Source organism: Streptomyces sp. NPDC028907, from assembly GCF_055564995.1.
Genome location: NZ_JBVHVE010000018.1, coordinates 115,735 through 130,627 on the forward strand (window position 1 = coordinate 115,735; position 14,893 = coordinate 130,627).

The 14,893-nt window shown below is 69.0% G+C and carries 14 protein-coding genes and 1 pseudogene; 8 read left to right on the top strand and 7 right to left on the bottom strand.

Features of this window, described 5'->3' with window-relative positions; all coding sequences use genetic code 11:
• Positions 1 to 39: 39 nt before the first annotated feature.
• A complete protein-coding gene (gene miaA / locus ACZ4UU_RS38910) occupies positions 40 to 978 on the bottom strand; it encodes a tRNA (adenosine(37)-N6)-dimethylallyltransferase MiaA (RefSeq protein WP_471908146.1) in 939 nt (312 codons plus the stop codon).
• 182 nt (positions 979 to 1,160) lie between these two features.
• On the opposite strand from miaA, the gene ACZ4UU_RS38915 reads away from it, so the two are divergent.
• Together ACZ4UU_RS38915 and ACZ4UU_RS38920 are read left to right on the top strand one after the other, a co-directional pair.
• Positions 1,161 to 1,427 carry a hypothetical protein gene (locus tag ACZ4UU_RS38915; protein ID WP_471908147.1) on the top strand — a complete coding sequence of 89 codons (267 nt, stop codon included), beginning with the start codon at positions 1,161 to 1,163 and terminating at the stop codon, positions 1,425 to 1,427.
• A 24-nt stretch (positions 1,428 to 1,451) separates the two neighbouring features.
• Positions 1,452 to 1,721 (top strand): antitoxin, encoded by a 270-nt coding sequence (locus ACZ4UU_RS38920; protein WP_471908148.1) that lies wholly within the window; start codon positions 1,452 to 1,454, stop codon positions 1,719 to 1,721.
• Positions 1,722 to 1,818: 97 nt separating this feature from the next.
• Here the strand turns inward: ACZ4UU_RS38920 and ACZ4UU_RS38925 are convergent, their stop codons facing one another.
• The 3 genes from ACZ4UU_RS38925 to ACZ4UU_RS38935 form a co-directional block, all read right to left on the bottom strand.
• Entirely contained in the window at positions 1,819 to 2,559 is a 741-nt protein-coding gene (locus ACZ4UU_RS38925) for a class III extradiol dioxygenase subunit B-like domain-containing protein (RefSeq protein ID WP_471908149.1), read from the bottom strand.
• A 171-nt stretch (positions 2,560 to 2,730) separates the two neighbouring features.
• The gene (gene miaB, locus ACZ4UU_RS38930) at positions 2,731 to 4,245 is read right to left on the bottom strand and encodes a tRNA (N6-isopentenyl adenosine(37)-C2)-methylthiotransferase MiaB (protein WP_471908150.1); all 1,515 of its coding nucleotides are present in this window, start codon (positions 4,243 to 4,245) and stop codon (positions 2,731 to 2,733) included.
• A 69-nt stretch (positions 4,246 to 4,314) separates the two neighbouring features.
• Positions 4,315 to 4,719 carry a pyrophosphohydrolase domain-containing protein gene (locus ACZ4UU_RS38935; RefSeq protein ID WP_471908151.1) on the bottom strand — a complete coding sequence of 135 codons (405 nt, stop codon included), beginning with the start codon at positions 4,717 to 4,719 and terminating at the stop codon, positions 4,315 to 4,317.
• 101 nt (positions 4,720 to 4,820) lie between these two features.
• On the opposite strand from ACZ4UU_RS38935, the gene ACZ4UU_RS38940 reads away from it, so the two are divergent.
• Entirely contained in the window at positions 4,821 to 5,816 is a 996-nt protein-coding gene (locus ACZ4UU_RS38940) for a TAXI family TRAP transporter solute-binding subunit (RefSeq protein WP_471908152.1), read from the top strand.
• 90 nt (positions 5,817 to 5,906) lie between these two features.
• On the opposite strand, the gene ACZ4UU_RS38945 is transcribed toward ACZ4UU_RS38940, so the two are convergent.
• Both ACZ4UU_RS38945 and ACZ4UU_RS38950 read right to left on the bottom strand, forming a co-directional pair.
• Positions 5,907 to 7,298: a sensor histidine kinase gene (locus ACZ4UU_RS38945; RefSeq protein WP_471908153.1), complete on the bottom strand. Its 1,392-nt coding sequence runs from the start codon at positions 7,296 to 7,298 to the stop codon at positions 5,907 to 5,909.
• A 9-nt stretch (positions 7,299 to 7,307) separates the two neighbouring features.
• On the bottom strand, positions 7,308 to 7,994 hold the full coding sequence (locus ACZ4UU_RS38950) for a response regulator transcription factor (RefSeq protein WP_471908154.1): 687 nt from the start codon (positions 7,992 to 7,994) through the stop codon (positions 7,308 to 7,310).
• A gap of 287 nt (positions 7,995 to 8,281) precedes the next feature.
• On the opposite strand from ACZ4UU_RS38950, the gene ACZ4UU_RS38955 reads away from it, so the two are divergent.
• The 5 genes from ACZ4UU_RS38955 (at position 8,282) to ACZ4UU_RS38975 (ending at position 13,596) form a co-directional block, all read left to right on the top strand.
• A complete protein-coding gene (locus ACZ4UU_RS38955) occupies positions 8,282 to 9,058 on the top strand; it encodes an amino acid ABC transporter ATP-binding protein (RefSeq protein WP_471908155.1) in 777 nt (258 codons plus the stop codon).
• A gap of 179 nt (positions 9,059 to 9,237) precedes the next feature.
• Positions 9,238 to 10,077 carry a glutamate ABC transporter substrate-binding protein gene (locus tag ACZ4UU_RS38960; RefSeq protein ID WP_471908156.1) on the top strand — a complete coding sequence of 280 codons (840 nt, stop codon included), beginning with the start codon at positions 9,238 to 9,240 and terminating at the stop codon, positions 10,075 to 10,077.
• 97 nt (positions 10,078 to 10,174) lie between these two features.
• On the top strand, positions 10,175 to 10,849 hold the full coding sequence (locus tag ACZ4UU_RS38965; protein WP_471908157.1) for an amino acid ABC transporter permease: 675 nt from the start codon (positions 10,175 to 10,177) through the stop codon (positions 10,847 to 10,849).
• Positions 10,846 to 11,778 (top strand): amino acid ABC transporter permease, encoded by a 933-nt coding sequence (locus ACZ4UU_RS38970; protein WP_471908158.1) that lies wholly within the window; start codon positions 10,846 to 10,848, stop codon positions 11,776 to 11,778. The genes ACZ4UU_RS38965 and ACZ4UU_RS38970 overlap by 4 nt, the downstream gene beginning before the upstream one ends.
• A 177-nt stretch (positions 11,779 to 11,955) precedes the next feature.
• The gene (locus ACZ4UU_RS38975) at positions 11,956 to 13,596 is read left to right on the top strand and encodes an FAD-dependent monooxygenase (RefSeq protein ID WP_471908159.1); all 1,641 of its coding nucleotides are present in this window, start codon (positions 11,956 to 11,958) and stop codon (positions 13,594 to 13,596) included.
• A 103-nt stretch (positions 13,597 to 13,699) separates the two neighbouring features.
• Here the strand turns inward: ACZ4UU_RS38975 and ACZ4UU_RS38980 are convergent.
• Positions 13,700 to 14,804 (bottom strand): annotated as a pseudogene (locus tag ACZ4UU_RS38980) (RNA-guided endonuclease InsQ/TnpB family protein); the annotation flags it as partial.
• Positions 14,805 to 14,893: the final 89 nt, after the last annotated feature.

Below are 14,893 nucleotides of genomic sequence, written 5' to 3' on the forward strand. Positions count from 1 at the left end.
CCCGGATGACGGCCGGAGCGTCCCGATGCCATCACGTGATCAGGCTGTAACCGGTCGTTCGACCAACGCCAGCGCGAGATGCGGAAGTTCTGTGAGATCCGCCGCAGCCCCACTTAGCCAGTGCACCCGCGGGTCGCGCCTGAACCATGAATCCTGACGGCGCGCGAAGCGCTTGGTGGCACGTACGGTCTCGGACCGCGCCTCTTCCAGGGTGCACTCCCCGGCGAGCGCCGCGAGCACCTGCTGATAGCCGAGCGCGCGCGAGGCCGTACGCCCCTCTCGCAACCCCTGCGCCTCCAGCGCGCGAACCTCGTCCACGAGCCCGGCGTCCCACATGCGGTCGACCCGGCGCGCGATGCGCTCGTCCAGTTCCGGGCGGGCCACGTCGACGCCGATCTGGACCGTGTCGTAGACCGAGTCATGGCCGGGAAGGTTGGCGGTGAAGGGCTTGCCGGTGATCTCGATCACTTCGAGAGCGCGGACGATGCGGCGGCCGTTGCTGGGCAGGATGGCCTGCGCGGCCTCGGGGTCGGCGGCGGCCAGACGGGCGTGCAGCGCCCCGGAGCCGCGCAGCGCGAGCTCCTCCTCCAGCCGGGCCCTGACCTCGGGGTCGGTGCCGGGGAACTCCAGGTTGTCGACGGCTCCACGGACGTACAGCCCCGAGCCGCCGACCAGGATCGGCCAGCGCCCTTCGGCGAGCAGCGCGTCGATCCGTTCCCGCGCGAGCCGCTGGTACTCGGCGACGGACGCCGTGACCGTCACGTCCCAGATGTCCAGGAGATGGTGCGGAACGCCGTCCCGTTCCTCGGGCGTCAGCTTGGCGGTGCCGATGTCCATCCCTCGGTAGAGCTGCATGGAGTCGGCGTTGACGACCTCGCCGCCGAGTTGCCGGGCCAGGAAGACGCCCAGATCGGACTTTCCGGCCGCGGTGGGTCCGACTACGGCAATGACGCGGGGGGCGGGGGGTGCGCTGCTCACCGCCCCAGTCTCGCAAACCTCGCGGGGTGGACTCGAACGAGTTACGTGACGGCACACGCGCGAGGTCGTTGCCTGTTGCGAGGTTTTCGCCGCCGGTTTCGCGGAGGCGGCGACCCGGGGGCGCAAACGGACGCACCGGACGACGCGGGATTTCGCCCGCACGAGTAACGTATGGAGTGGATATGGGCGTTTTCGCACGGATTTTCCGGCGGTCGAAGACCACGGAGGAGGCGTCAACCGTCGAGACTCAGACCGACACACCAACGGCCGAGCCCGCGGCGGAAGAGGCGGCGGAGGCGAAGGGGTCGGCTGAGGCCAAGGCCGAGGAGTCGGCCGAACCGACGGCGGCGTCCGTCGAGACCGACGCCGACGACGGCGTCGAGATCCCCAAGCAGCAGTCCGCCGACGAGGCGGCCGACAGCGAGGCCGGTGAGGGCGCCCGCACGTAACTGTCCCGCGCGGGAAGGTGAACGATGGGTCTGAAGGACAATTTGAAAGCCAAACTCGCCCCGGCGAAGGACAAGGTCTCCGGCCTCGCGCAGCGGCACGAGGGCAAGATCCAGCACGGTCTCGACAAGGCCGCGAAGGTCGTCGACGAGAAGACCAAGGGCAAGTACAGCGACAGGATCCACACGGGCACGGGCAAGGCCAAGGGCGCCATGGACCGACTCGCGCACAAGGGGAACGACACGGCGGCCGGGGGCAGCACACCGCCGCCGGACGCACCCCCGCCGACCACCTGAACGGCACATCGACGGACGGCCGCGGAGCTTGACGGCTCCCGGCCGTCCGCCGTTTTCGGAGATCTTTCGACGTCGGCTTTCGGGGGTTCGGCGTGCGCTACGACCAGGTCGCGACCAGGTAGCCGACGCCGTACGGCGCGTCCTCGTAGAGCAAGGCGCCCGAGAGACCCGCCTCCTCCGCGGCGCCCGCGAGGACCTGCCAAGGAGCCCGGCCGGACGCCTTCAGCTCCTGCGCGAGCCCGGTGTCCAGAGCCTTGAGGGCGGCCACGTCCCCGTCGCCGAGCGCACGCGCGACGGACGCGTCGAACGGTGCCGCTCGCTCGTCGAGGTACCCGGGCGCCTTGAGCGTGCGACAGGCACTGGCGTCGCCCATCGCCAGCAGTGCCACCCGCTCGGCCCGGGCGGCGATGTCCCTTCCGATTTCCATACACCGCTCGGCCTCAAGAGGTTCCCCCACACCGAGTCCCTCGATCGGGGCGTCCGACCAGCCGGTCCGCTCCAGAAGCCATGCGGCGACGGCGAGCGAGGACGGAAGCCGGAGCTCCGAAGACGCCGGATCGGCCCCGTCGCCGTCGCCCTGACCTTCACCGAGGCCCAGCCGTACGTCGACGTCCACACCGAAGCCGCGGAACGTACCCCCTGTCCCTCGCGGATATGTCCGCGCCCCGCTCCCGTCTGCGGGCCCCACGACCACCAGCCGGTCCGGTCGGGCGGCGGCGAGCAGGCCCAGCGCATCCGTACAGGCAGCTCGTGCGGCGTCCAGCTCGGGCGCGGCGCCCGCGGCGACCTGGGGCACGAGAAGAGGCGGGCAGGGGCAGACGGCGGCAGCGACAAGCATGATCGGCAGCCTACTGCGGGCCCCCGGACGCGCCCCGGGACGGCATCCGCGACGCTGCCCGAGATGGCCTCCCCGGACTAAGAGGCGGCCTCCGTGCCCCACACGCGCTCCGCGAGCCAGTACCGCAGGCGGTAGGTGCACGCCCCCTCGCGGTCCGGTCTCCGGGTCCCGTCAGTCGATGGCGCAGCCCCCGGTGACGGCCGGCAGCGGCTCGGGCACGCCCATCTTGGGCAGCCCGAGCATGACACCAGCGGCCTTGGTGGCCTCGGCGGCGTTGCGCTTCTCCCAGGCGTCGCCCGCGCGGGTGCGGCGCACGTTCAGGACGGCTCCCTCGGCGAGGAGGTGGTGGGGGGCGGCGTACGTGATCTCGACGGTCACGACGTCGCCGGGCCGGACCTCCTGCTCCGGCTTGGTGAAGTGGACCAGTCGGTTGTCGGGGGCGCGGCCGGACAGGCGGTGCGTGGCGCCGTCCTTGCGGCCCTCGCCCTCGGCGACCATCAGGTCGACGGTGCGGCCGACCTGCTTCTTGTTCTCATCCCAGGAGATCTCCTCCTGGAGGGCGACGAGACGCTCGTAGCGCGCCTGGACGACCTCCTTGGGGATCTGGTTCTCCATGGTGGCCGCGGGGGTGCCGGGGCGCTTGGAGTACTGGAAGGTGAAGGCCTGGGCGAAACGCGCCTCGCGGACGACGTGCAGCGTCTGCTCGAAGTCCTCCTCGGTCTCGCCCGGGAAGCCCACGATGATGTCGGTGGTGATCGCGGCGTGCGGGATGGCTGCACGGACCTTGTCGATGATCCCCAGGTAGCGCTCCTGGCGGTAGGAACGGCGCATCGCTTTGAGGACCGTGTCCGAGCCGGACTGGAGCGGCATGTGCAGCTGCGGCATCACGTTCGGGGTCTCGGCCATCGCCGCGATCACGTCGTCCGTGAAGTCGCGCGGATGCGGCGAGGTGAAGCGGACGCGCTCCAGGCCCTCGATGGTCCCGCAGGCCCGCAGCAGCTTGCTGAACGCCTCGCGGTCGCCGATGTCGGAGCCGTACGCGTTGACGTTCTGGCCGAGCAGCGTGATCTCGCTGACGCCCTCCGCGACCAGGGCCTCGATCTCGGCGAGGATGTCGCCGGTGCGGCGGTCCTTCTCCTTGCCGCGCAGGGCCGGGACGATGCAGAAGGTGCAGGTGTTGTTGCAGCCGACGGAGATCGACACCCAGGCCGCGTAGGCGCTCTCGCGCCGGGTCGGCAGCGTCGACGGGAACGCCTCCAGCGACTCGGCGATCTCGACCTGCGCCTCCTCCTGCACGCGCGCGCGTTCCAGCAGGACAGGGAGCTTGCCGATGTTGTGCGTGCCGAAGACGACGTCCACCCAGGGCGCCCGCTTCACGATGGTGTCGCGGTCCTTCTGCGCGAGGCAGCCGCCCACCGCGATCTGCATCCCGGGCCGCTTGGTCTTCATCGGCGCCAGGTGGCCGAGGTTGCCGTACAGCTTGTTGTCGGCGTTCTCGCGAACCGCGCAGGTGTTGAAGACGACGACGTCCGCGTCACCGTCGGAGCCCTCGGGCGCGCGGACGTAACCGGCGTCCTCGAGCAGCCCGGACAATCGCTCGGAATCGTGGACGTTCATCTGGCACCCGTAGGTGCGCACCTCGTATGTCTTCACGTCCACTGCCTGGCTCCGGTCGCTGCTGCTCATGGGACAAGGGTATGCGGTCGCGAGAACCCGTCGCCCCGGCCCGAGCGGGCCGAAGCGCCGGGAAGAGAGCTACCGCGCGGGAGCAGCCCACCCCTGCCTGCGCAGCACACCGGACACGTCCGGCGCCTCGTAGTACTCGCCCTTGAGGACCTTGCCGTCGGCTCTGCGCGAGATCCGGCCGTCGGGGCCCAGCTTGGTCATGTTGGAGCGGTGGATCTCGGACAGTACGGCGTCGAGGTCGATGCCGTGGATCAGGGCCGTGCCGTACGCGACGTAGACGACGTCCGCCAGCTCGTGCGCGAGCCTGTCGAGCGGGCCGGTCACGGCGACCTCGGCGACTTCCGCGGCCTCCTCGGCGAGCAGCTCTCCACGGTGGGCGGCGAGTTCCGGGGAGACCTCGGTCGGCGTCCTGCGGGCGTCGAGGCCGAAGGCGAGGTGGAATTCACGGACCAGGTCGGCGGGAGAGGAACTCATGCGTCGACTGTATCGGCCGGGTCCGACACTCCTCGGTGCGCGACCGACGCTGTGACCCCTGCCCTGGTCAGCACCGCGTACGGGCTGGCAGGATCGCGGCCATGTTCAAGGCATTCACCCGCATCAGCAGGCGCCGGGCCCTAGAGGGCGCGGCCGCCGGGCTCGTGACCCTCGGGTTGCTGCTGTGGTGGGTGCTGCCGCTCGGTGAGGATCCGCCGAGCGGGACGATCACCTTCAGCACCGGCACGCGCGCGGGGGTCTACCAGGAGTACGGCGAGCTCCTGCGCCAGGAACTCGCCAAGGACATGCCGCAGCTGAAGGTGCGGCTGACCACGAGCGCCGGGTCGCAGGAGAACGTCGAACGCGTGGCTACCGGTGAGGCCGACTTCACGATCGCCGCCGCCGACGCCGTGGACACCTTCAGGATGGGCGGCAAGCCCGTCACCGACCGGCTGCGCGGCGTCGCCCGCCTGTACGACGACTATGTGCAGCTCGTCGTCCCGCCGGACTCGGACATCCGCTCCGTCGCGGACCTGAAGGGCAAGCGAGTGGCCATAGGGCTGCCCAACTCCGGTGTGCGGCTGATCGCCACGCGCGTGCTGGAGGCCGCCGGCATCGATCCGGAGAAGGACATCACGCCCAGGTCGGACGGCATCGACACCGGGCCCAAGCGGCTGGGGCACGAGCTCGACGCGTTCTTCTGGTCGGGCGGACTGCCGACGGGCGGCCTGGAGGAGATCGCCAAGACCTCCGCGTTCCGGTTCGTGCCGATCGACGCGGACCTCGTCGCCAAGGTGCACGCCCAGGGCGACACGGCCCACTTCTACCGCGCCACCAACATGCCGGAGTCGGCCTACCCCAGCATCCAGGACGGCGCCACGGTGCCGACGATCGCCGTGTCCAACCTGCTGATCACCCGCAAGAACATGGACCCCCGGCTCACCGAATGGCTGACCCGGACGGTGATCAAGAGTCGCGACGGCATCGGGGCCCACGTCCACTCCGCACAACTCGTCGACCTGCGTACGGCGATCTACACCGACCCGCTGACGCTGCACGAGGGCGCCAAGAGTTACTACCGCTCGGTGAAGCCGTAGCGCAGGCCGCCACGGGACCGGCCGTAGGCGAAGACGGGAACGCCCGCCGACCGGTACCCGCACGCACACGTGCACCGGAGTCGACACCGGTTACGGCGTAGGCCCCGACCTCGGCACCGTCACCGTCACCCGCAACCCGTGCGGCTGATGACGGCCGTACGCGATCGAGCCGCCGCCCGGTGCGAGCAGTGCCCGGGAGATCGACAGGCCCAGCCCCGAGCCCTTGATGTTCTGGTGCCTGCCGCTGCGCCAGAAGCGGTCGCCGATGCGGGCGAGCTCCTCGTCGGTGAGGCCGGGGCCGTTGTCGGCCACCTCGATCGTCGACGTCCTGCCGTTGGACGCGACGGTCACCTCGACCCGCTCGTCGCGCGGCGTGAACTTGACCGCGTTGTCGATCACAGCGTCAAGAGCGCTGGACAGCGCCACCGGGTCGACCCAGGCGGTGGTGGGCGGGCAGGTGCCCACCAGCCGTACGCCCTTGGCCTCGGCGGTCGGCGCCCAGGCCGCGAGGCGCTCGGCGGTCAGCGCGCCGACGTCGGTCAGCCGGAGATCGGCCTCGGTGTGCTCGGCGAGGGCGAGGTCGAGCAGATCGTCGAGGACCTGCGCCAGGCGCTTGCCCTCGGCTTGTACCGAGGCGATCTCCGCATTGCCCTCGGGGAGTTCGAAGGCGAGCAGTTCGATGCGCAGCAACAGCGCCGCCAGCGGGTTGCGCAGCTGGTGCGAGGCGTCGGCGACGAAGGCGCGCTGCTGCTCCAGCACGTCCTCGACATTGTCCGCCATCTCGTTGAACGACCGGGCCAGCCGTCTGAGCTCCGGCGGACCGCTGGCCACCGCGACGCGTGACTTAATGCGGCCGCTCGCGATTTCGTGCGTGGTGACGTCCAGCACGCGCACCGGTCTGAGCACCCACCCGGTCAGCCTGAGGGCTGCCCCGACGGCCACCAGCATCGCGGCCGTCAGCCCCGCGCCGATGATCAGCCAGCCGTGCAGGATCCGCGAACGCATCTGCCCGGTGGGCGAGTCGGTGACCACGACCGCGACGACGTCACCGTCCCGGATGACCGGCGAGGCGATGACGAGGCGGTTGCGCTGCCAGGGCCACACCTGCTTGGGGTCGTGGCTGCGCCGGCTCAGCAGCGACTCCTGGAAGGCCTCGCGCTCTTCGCCGGTATCGGGCAGGAGCCAGGTCGTCGGGCCGGTGGCCAGGGGCGTGTCGTTGGGCAGGAAGACACCGGCCCGGATGCCGTAGACCTCGTAGTAGCTCTCGAGTTCCCGGCTCAGGATGCGCAGGTCGTCGCGGGAACCGGTCGTGGTGTCGGCGGCGGGCCGCGCGATCGCCGCGAAGTACGCGGTGTCGTCGATCCGGTCGACGACCACCTTCTGCTGCTGGGCCGACGCCAGGCTGACGGCGAGCGGTACGCCGAGGGCAAGCAGCACCGCCGCCATCAGGACGATCAGCAGCGGGAGGAGACGAGTGCGCACCCCTGCCCGCTACGACGCCGGGGCGACGAGTCGATAGCCGACGCCGCGTACGGTCTCGATCAGCGCCGGCATGCGCAGCTTGGCGCGCAGGGACGCCACATGCACCTCAAGAGTGCGCCCGGTCCCCTCCCAACTCGTGCGCCACACCTCGCTGATGATCTGTTCTCTGCGGAAGACCACCCCTGGGCGCTGGGCGAGCAGCGCGAGGAGATCGAACTCCTTGCGGGTCAGTTGGACAACCGAACCGTCCACGCTGACCTGGCGGGTCGGCAGTTCGATGTGCACGGCGCCCAGGCGCAGCACGCCGTCGCCACCCACATCGGCGTCCTCCTGCACGGTGCGCCGGCTGACGGCGTGGATCCGGGCGAGCAGCTCTCCGGTGTCGTACGGCTTCACCACGTAGTCGTCGGCCCCGAGATTGAGGCCGTGGATGCGGGAGCGGACGTCGGAGCGCGCGGTGACCATGATCACCGGGGTGCTGGTGCGCTTGCGGATCTTGCCACAGACCTCGTAACCGTCCTGGTCGGGCAGGCCGAGGTCAAGGAGGACGACGCCGAAGCCGTTGCCCTCGGGTACCAGCGCCTGGAGGGCCTCCTCGCCGCTACGCGCGTGCGTGACGTCGAAACCGTGCCGTGCCAGGACCGCGGACAGCGCGGCGGCGACATGGTTGTCGTCCTCGACGAGGAGCAGTCTCATCCCGGCCTCCTTCGGTTCATCGGCCGTACGATTCAGGTAGATACACAGTGCGTGCACACGCGCGAGTGCACCATGGAAGTCACGCTGATGGACGAGGACGCCGTCAAGTGGGTTCCGGTTGCGCGCAGCTTCCGTTATCCAGCCGGTACGCGCCCGGTCCCAAGTGCTACGACACGTGTCCGATTGCTATCGGATCGTGATGCTCAGATTCACCTCAGAACTGATGACGCAGGTCGGATACGGTTACTACTGTCCTCCGAAACCGAGGAGGACGGAGCCTGAGAGCGATGACCGAAGTATCGGTGGCCAAGGAAGACGTGGCCGCGACCGGCGAGCTGGTCGTCCTGAAGAACGTGAACAAGCACTTCGGCGCGTTGCACGTGCTCCAGGACATCGATCTGACGATCGCCCGCGGCGAGGTCGTCGTGGTCATCGGACCCTCCGGGTCCGGGAAGTCCACCCTGTGCCGCACCATCAACCGCCTGGAGACGATCGACTCCGGCACGATCGCGATCGACGGCAAGCCCCTGCCCGCTGAGGGCAAGGCGCTGGCCAAACTGCGTGCCGACGTCGGAATGGTCTTCCAGTCCTTCAACCTTTTCGCGCACAAGACCGTGCTCGAGAACGTGATGCTGGGCCAGATCAAGGTCCGCAAGACCGACAAGAACAAGGCCGAGGAGAAGGCCCGCACCCTGCTCGACCGGGTGGGCGTGGGCAGCCAGGCGGACAAGTACCCCGCCCAGCTCTCCGGCGGCCAGCAGCAGCGTGTGGCCATCGCCCGTGCGCTGGCCATGGACCCCAAGGTCATGCTCTTCGACGAGCCCACGTCGGCGCTCGACCCGGAGATGATCAACGAGGTCCTGGAGGTCATGCAGCAGCTCGCCCGCGACGGCATGACCATGATCGTCGTGACCCACGAGATGGGCTTCGCCCGTTCGGCCGCCAACCGGGTGGTGTTCATGGCGGACGGCAAGATCGTCGAAGAAGCTGTGCCGGACCAGTTCTTCAGCAACCCGCGCAGCGACCGCGCCAAGGACTTCCTGTCCAAGATCCTGCACCACTGACGAGGTGCGATCCGCGCATCCCGTCAGTGGTTCGATCCAGCACCACTGACGGGGTGCCACCCGCACCACTGAAGGGGACGCGACCCCGCACCCCTGACGGACTGCTTCCGCACCCGACGACCTGCGTCACCGCCGTTCCTGACGGCACGCATCTCTTCTTCACACAAAGGATGTTCACCATGAAGCTCCGCAAGGCCTCCGCCGCGGCCGCCGCTGCAATCGTCCTCTCCATCACCGCCACCGCTTGTGGTGGTGACGGCGACAGCGACAGCAACTCGGGCTCCGGTGGCGGCGACAAGATCAAGATCGGCATTAAGTACGACCAGCCGGGTCTGGGCCTGAAGGAGCCGGGCGGCTACTCCGGCTTCGACGTGGACGTGGCGACGTACGTGGCGAAGGAGCTCGGCTACGAGCCCGACCAGATCGAGTGGGTCGAGACCAAGAGCGCCGACCGTGAGAACGCCCTCGCCCGCGGCGACGTGAAGTTCATCGCGGCGACGTACTCGATCACCGACGAGCGCAAGCAGAAGGTCGACTTCGCCGGGCCGTACCTGCTGGCGCACCAGGACCTGCTGGTCAAGTCGGACTCGGACATCTCCGAGGCCACGGACCTGAACGGCAAGAAGCTGTGTTCGGTGCAGGGCTCCACCTCGGCGCAGAACGTCAAGAACGACTTCGCGCCGAAGGCCAACCTGACGGAGAGGGGCGGCTACTCGGAGTGCATCGCCGCTCTGCAGAGTGGCGCCGTGGACGCCCTGACCACGGACGACTCGATCCTCGCCGGTTACGCCGCGCAGGAGCAGTACAAGGGCCAGTTCAAGCTCGCCGGCCTCAAGCTGAGCAACGAGAACTACGGCATCGGTGTGAAGAAGGGCGACACCGAGACCGTCAACAAGATCAACGCCGCCCTCGAGAAGATGGTCAAGGACAAGGCCTGGGACAAGGCGGTCACCGACAACTTCGGTCCGGCCAACTACAAGAACGAGCCCGCGCCGAAGATCGGCGTCATCGTCAAGTAGCGCAAGGATCCACCGGCGCGCCGCCGTCCACCCGCGATCAGGGCGGCGGCGCGCCGCGCTATCCACGTTCGCCACCCACCCGGAAGCGCGGGAGATCGTGTTCGACTTCATTTCAGACTATGACGACCCCACCCTGTGGGGTGCCTTCTGGACGACGGTGCAACTCACCGTCTTCTCCGGCCTCGGCTCCCTGATCTGGGGCACCCTCCTGGCCGCGATGCGGGTCAGCCCGGTCCCGCTCATGCGTGGGTTCGGCACGGCCTATGTGAACATCGTCCGGAACATTCCCCTGACGGTCATCATCATCTTCACCTCGCTCGGCCTCGCCGACATCTTCGGCGTGACGATGGGCGCCTCCGACTTCCAGGTCCGGGGGTTCCGTCTGGCGATCCTCGGTCTGATCGCCTACACCGCGGCCTTCGTCTGTGAGGCGATTCGTTCCGGCATCAACACCGTGCCGCTCGGCCAGGCCGAGGCGGCCCGTGCCATCGGGCTGACCTTCAGCCAGACCCTCCGGCTGATCATCCTGCCGCAGGCCTTCCGCTCGGTCATCGGCCCGCTGGCCAACGTGTTGATCGCTCTGACAAAGAACACCACTGTGGCGGCCGCCATCGGCGTAGCCGAGGCCGCCTATCTGATGAAGGAAATGATCGAGAACGAGGCACAGACGGTCCTTATCGGCGCGGTCTTCGCCTTCGGTTTCGTGGTATTGACCCTGCCCACCGGCCTCATCCTCGGTTGGCTGAGCAAGCGACTGGCGGTGAAGCGATGAGCTCCGTTCTCTACGACGCTCCGGGCCCCCGCGCCAAGTGGCGCAATCTGATCATCTCGGTGGTCTTCTTCGCCCTGCTCGCCCTGCTCGTGTGGTTCATCTGGGACACGATGGACGAGAAGGGCCAGCTGAAGTGGGCCCTGTGGAAGCCGTTCACCCAGTCGGAGGCCTGGACCACCTATCTGCTGCCCGGCCTCGCCGACACGCTGAAGGCCGCGGCACTGGCCATGGTGATCGCCCTTCCACTGGGCGCGTTCTTCGGCATCGCGCGCCTCTCCGACCACCGGTGGGTACGGCTTCCCGCCGCCTGGGTGGTCGAGTTCTTCCGGGCCATCCCGGTCCTTCTGCTGATGCTGTTCGCCAACGAGTTCTACGACCGCTGGACGAACGTCTCCAGTGAGCAGCGCCCCCTGTACGCGGTCGTCACCGGTCTGGTCCTCTACAACGCGTCAGTCCTAGCCGAGGTCGTACGGGCCGGCATCCTCTCCCTGCCCAAGGGGCAGGGAGAGGCCGCCATGGCGATCGGTCTGCGCAAGAACCAGACCATGAGGACCATCCTGCTGCCGCAGGCCGTCACCGCCATGCTGCCGGCCATCGTCAGCCAGCTCGTGGTCATCGTGAAGGACACCGCGCTGGGCGGCGTGATGATCGGCTTCACCGAGCTGCTCAACTCGCGCGCGACCATGGCGTCCTTCTACGCGAATGTCATTCCCAGCTTCATCGTGGTGGCGCTCATCTACATCGTGCTGAACTTCATCCTCACCAGCTTCGCCAGCTGGCTGGAGAAGAGGCTGCGCCGCAGCAAGAAGAGCACGGGCGCGGTCCTCAGCGCCGAGGACATGGAGGAGCTGAACCCGGCGGCGGTGGGCGGATCCTTCGGGACCGGCGGAGAAGGCGGCGGTCTGCCCGGCTCCAGGACCTATACCTGACGAACAGTCAAATAGCATGAACACCCCGGAGGGCAGTGGCATGATCGCCACTGCCCTCCGTCACTTGACGCAAGCACCGGCAATGGGTTGCATACGTTCTGTGATCGTGCACCCTGCTCCAACTTTCTGTTCACTTGCGTCCCTCGGGACACCGCTGCGGGCAGGGGGCGCCGCGCCGTGGACCCGGTGATCATCGTCGGAGCGGGGCCCGTCGGGCTCACGCTCGCCCTGGCGCTGGCCCGTCAGGAGGTTCCGTCCGTCGTTCTCGACGAGGGGCCCGGCAAGGACGAACCCCGTCTCGCGCGCACTGTCGTCCTGCGCGAGGACGCCATCGCCCTCTTGGAGCGCCTGACGGGCACGCCGCTCTCCGGGGCCGGGGCCTACTGGGCCGGATGGCGGGCAATGCGGCGCAAGCAGGTGATGCGCGAGGTCACGTTCGACGACGCCGTGGAGGAGACGGAGGGGCGCGAGGGGGCCACGAACCCCCCGCCCCTGCACATCGCCCAGCACGTGCTGACCGGTGCCCTGCGCGCCGCCCTCGCCGACGAACGGCTCGTCAAGGTCGCCGTGGACAGTCGCCTGGACGCCATCGAGCAGGAGGTCTCGGGCGTCAGCGTCCACACCCGTGGCCCCAAGGGCACCTGGTGGCGTGGCAGTTATGTGGTCGGTTGCGACGGCCCCCGCTCGACCGTGCGCAAACTCCAGGACATCCGCTTCCCGGGGCGTACGGCGGTGGAGCGACACGCCGTGGCCGCGCTGCATGTGGAACTTCCGTGGGAGGGCCAGGCGTTGCTCCATCGGATGCCGCCGTGGCGGGCGTCCGGACCCTCGGGCGGGGAGGTGACCGGGCGGCCGCTCCCGGACGGGGTCTGGCGCCTTGACTGGTTGCTGCCGCCGGGCAAGGACCTGGTCACACCCGAACTGCTGGTGACTCACGTCCGCGAAACACTCGCCGGCTGGTCCACCGGCCCGACACCGCCGTACGAACTCCTCGACACCGGAGTGCACACGGTCCACCACCGTCTGGCTCGTCGCTGGCGCGTGGGCCGCGTCTTCCTCGCCGGAGACGCGGCGCACTGCCTCGGCACGCTCGGTACGCATGGGCTGGAAGAGGGGCTGAGGGACGCCGACAACCTCGCCTGGAAGCTGGCGTCGGCCTGGCATCACGGGCCGCACGAGGCGCTGCTCGACAGCTACCAGACGGAGCGGCGCGCGGCCGTCGCCGCCCGGCTGCGCGCCGCCGACCAGGCGCTGCCGCTGCTGCGCGGCGGCGGAGGGCTGCGCGCGTACGTGCCCGGCTCCGCCCGAGGCCATGATGCGCTGCTGATCGACGGCCACCTCGGGCAGGGAGCGATCGGTGCGCCGGGGACGTACGCCGACTCGCCGCTCGCGCCCCCGCACCTGGAGGGCGAGGTGCCGGTGGACACGCCGCGCGGTGCGCCGGTCAGGGACGTACGCGTCACGGCCGAGGACGGCTCCTTCGTACGGCTGCGGGACCGGCTCGGACGGGGCGCGCTGCTGGTCCTGCTGATCGCTCCGGGCACGGGCGTGTGGGACCGCAAGCACTGGGCGACCGCGGGGATCATGCCGCGACTGGCGGCCGCGGTGACGGCGCTGCCGCATCCGGCCGAACTCCTGGTCGCGGAGAGCTATCCGGGGGCGTCCGCGCACAGCGTGCTGCTGATCCGACCCGACGGCCACCTGGTGACCGCCCTGAGCGGGGTGCGGCCGGCCGATCTGTACGCGGCGGCCGAGGCCGCGTTGGGGGGGCCGGTCAAGGCGGAGGTGGGAGCCGGGGCGCGCGCAGGTTCACGCTGACATGAGGGTGAGTTGACCGGCTCGCCCGCGACCGCGCCCAAGGGCCCACGTATGCCCCGACCATGCGCGCGCAGAGAGAGCAATGAGCAATGGTCTACAAGGGAAGAGACCGCTCCGCACGCGATGCAGGTGTAGGTGCGCTCCGACAGCGGCAGTGCGTGCTTGGTTCTCGCTCCGCACAATGCGCGGTCCATGGTGGTGTGCGCGGGGTGCACGAGGCGGACATCCCGCCCGTGCTTGCGGTCCATCTCCAGCAGGGCCTTCTTCGTTGCGCCGATGGCAGCATCGGCTGCCTTGCGGGCCATCGACGTCTTAGCAAGGAACTTCGGGCGGAAATCCTCCACCGCGATGGCGTCGTGGTCCGTCACGACCTTCTTCGCCCACTTGCGCCCGGCATCCTGCCGCTGCCGGGCGACCTTCTGGTGGGCCTTCGCACACAGCTTCCTCGCCTCGCTGTACCCCTTCGAGGCCGCCTGTCCTTTGGCGGGTTGAGGGCGGGCCATCATTCGGTCGTACCTCGACATTTCCTGCTGGGCCTTCTGCCCGTGCTGGGCATGGGGAAGGTCGTGCGAGTCCGAGGTTGTGGTCGCGGTCTCCTTCACACCCCAGTCGATCCCGATCACCGCGCCGGTAGCGGGCAGAGGCTGGACTTCGGCAGGCACGACGAACGAGGCGTACCAATGGCCGACGCTCTCGGTACACACGCACGGAAGACGGGACAGCGGGCAATTCTCGGGACCACACCATGGTCAGGACGATGCCGCCCGTCAGGTGCAGGCTTCCGTCTCCGAGACGGAAGCCACGCTTGGTGTAGTTGAGCGTCGGGTCCGCTTCGCATTTCTTCTTCCAGCCGGGCATCCCAGCTCTCTGCCTGAGCGGCAGGCGCTCCTTGATGTCCTTGTGCGCCTTCGCGCGCGACGTGCCGAAGTCTCGGATGATCTGTTGCTACGGAACGCTGGCGCCTTCCCTCAGCCATGGGGTCACCCGCCTGGTCTCGGTGAGCATCCTGTCGAGCTGGGCCGGGCCACAGGTCTGCTGTCCTCCGGGTGCGCCTTGTTGTGCGCGTGCACGGCCTTGGACTTGGCCACGCACTCGTTCCACACCCATCGGCAGCGGTCCCACTCCGCAAGCAGTTGTGTACGAGCGGTCGGCGACACACGCAGCCGGTACGTGTAGCGGGCATGACCTCCTTCCTTCAACACCGGCACGGCACAGGATGCGGCTGTTCCGCGGTATGAACGCCGGGCGGCCTCGCCAGATCAGATGACGGCGAGTTGACCGGCTCTCACCGTCATGG

What these genes read in the sequence shown, in the direction of transcription:
- ACZ4UU_RS38915 (WP_471908147.1), top strand. Translation starts at nt 1,161, where the DNA reads ATGGGCGTTTTCGCACGGATTTTCCGGCGGTCGAAGACCACGGAGGAG.
- ACZ4UU_RS38920 (WP_471908148.1), top strand. Translation starts at nt 1,452, where the DNA reads ATGGGTCTGAAGGACAATTTGAAAGCCAAACTCGCCCCGGCGAAGGAC.
- ACZ4UU_RS38925 (WP_471908149.1), bottom strand. Translation starts at nt 2,559, where the DNA reads ATGCTTGTCGCTGCCGCCGTCTGCCCCTGCCCGCCTCTTCTCGTGCCC.
- miaB (WP_471908150.1), bottom strand. Translation starts at nt 4,245, where the DNA reads ATGAGCAGCAGCGACCGGAGCCAGGCAGTGGACGTGAAGACATACGAG.
- ACZ4UU_RS38935 (WP_471908151.1), bottom strand. Translation starts at nt 4,719, where the DNA reads ATGAGTTCCTCTCCCGCCGACCTGGTCCGTGAATTCCACCTCGCCTTC.
- ACZ4UU_RS38940 (WP_471908152.1), top strand. Translation starts at nt 4,821, where the DNA reads ATGTTCAAGGCATTCACCCGCATCAGCAGGCGCCGGGCCCTAGAGGGC.
- ACZ4UU_RS38950 (WP_471908154.1), bottom strand. Translation starts at nt 7,994, where the DNA reads ATGAGACTGCTCCTCGTCGAGGACGACAACCATGTCGCCGCCGCGCTG.
- ACZ4UU_RS38955 (WP_471908155.1), top strand. Translation starts at nt 8,282, where the DNA reads ATGACCGAAGTATCGGTGGCCAAGGAAGACGTGGCCGCGACCGGCGAG.
- ACZ4UU_RS38960 (WP_471908156.1), top strand. Translation starts at nt 9,238, where the DNA reads ATGAAGCTCCGCAAGGCCTCCGCCGCGGCCGCCGCTGCAATCGTCCTC.
- ACZ4UU_RS38970 (WP_471908158.1), top strand. Translation starts at nt 10,846, where the DNA reads ATGAGCTCCGTTCTCTACGACGCTCCGGGCCCCCGCGCCAAGTGGCGC.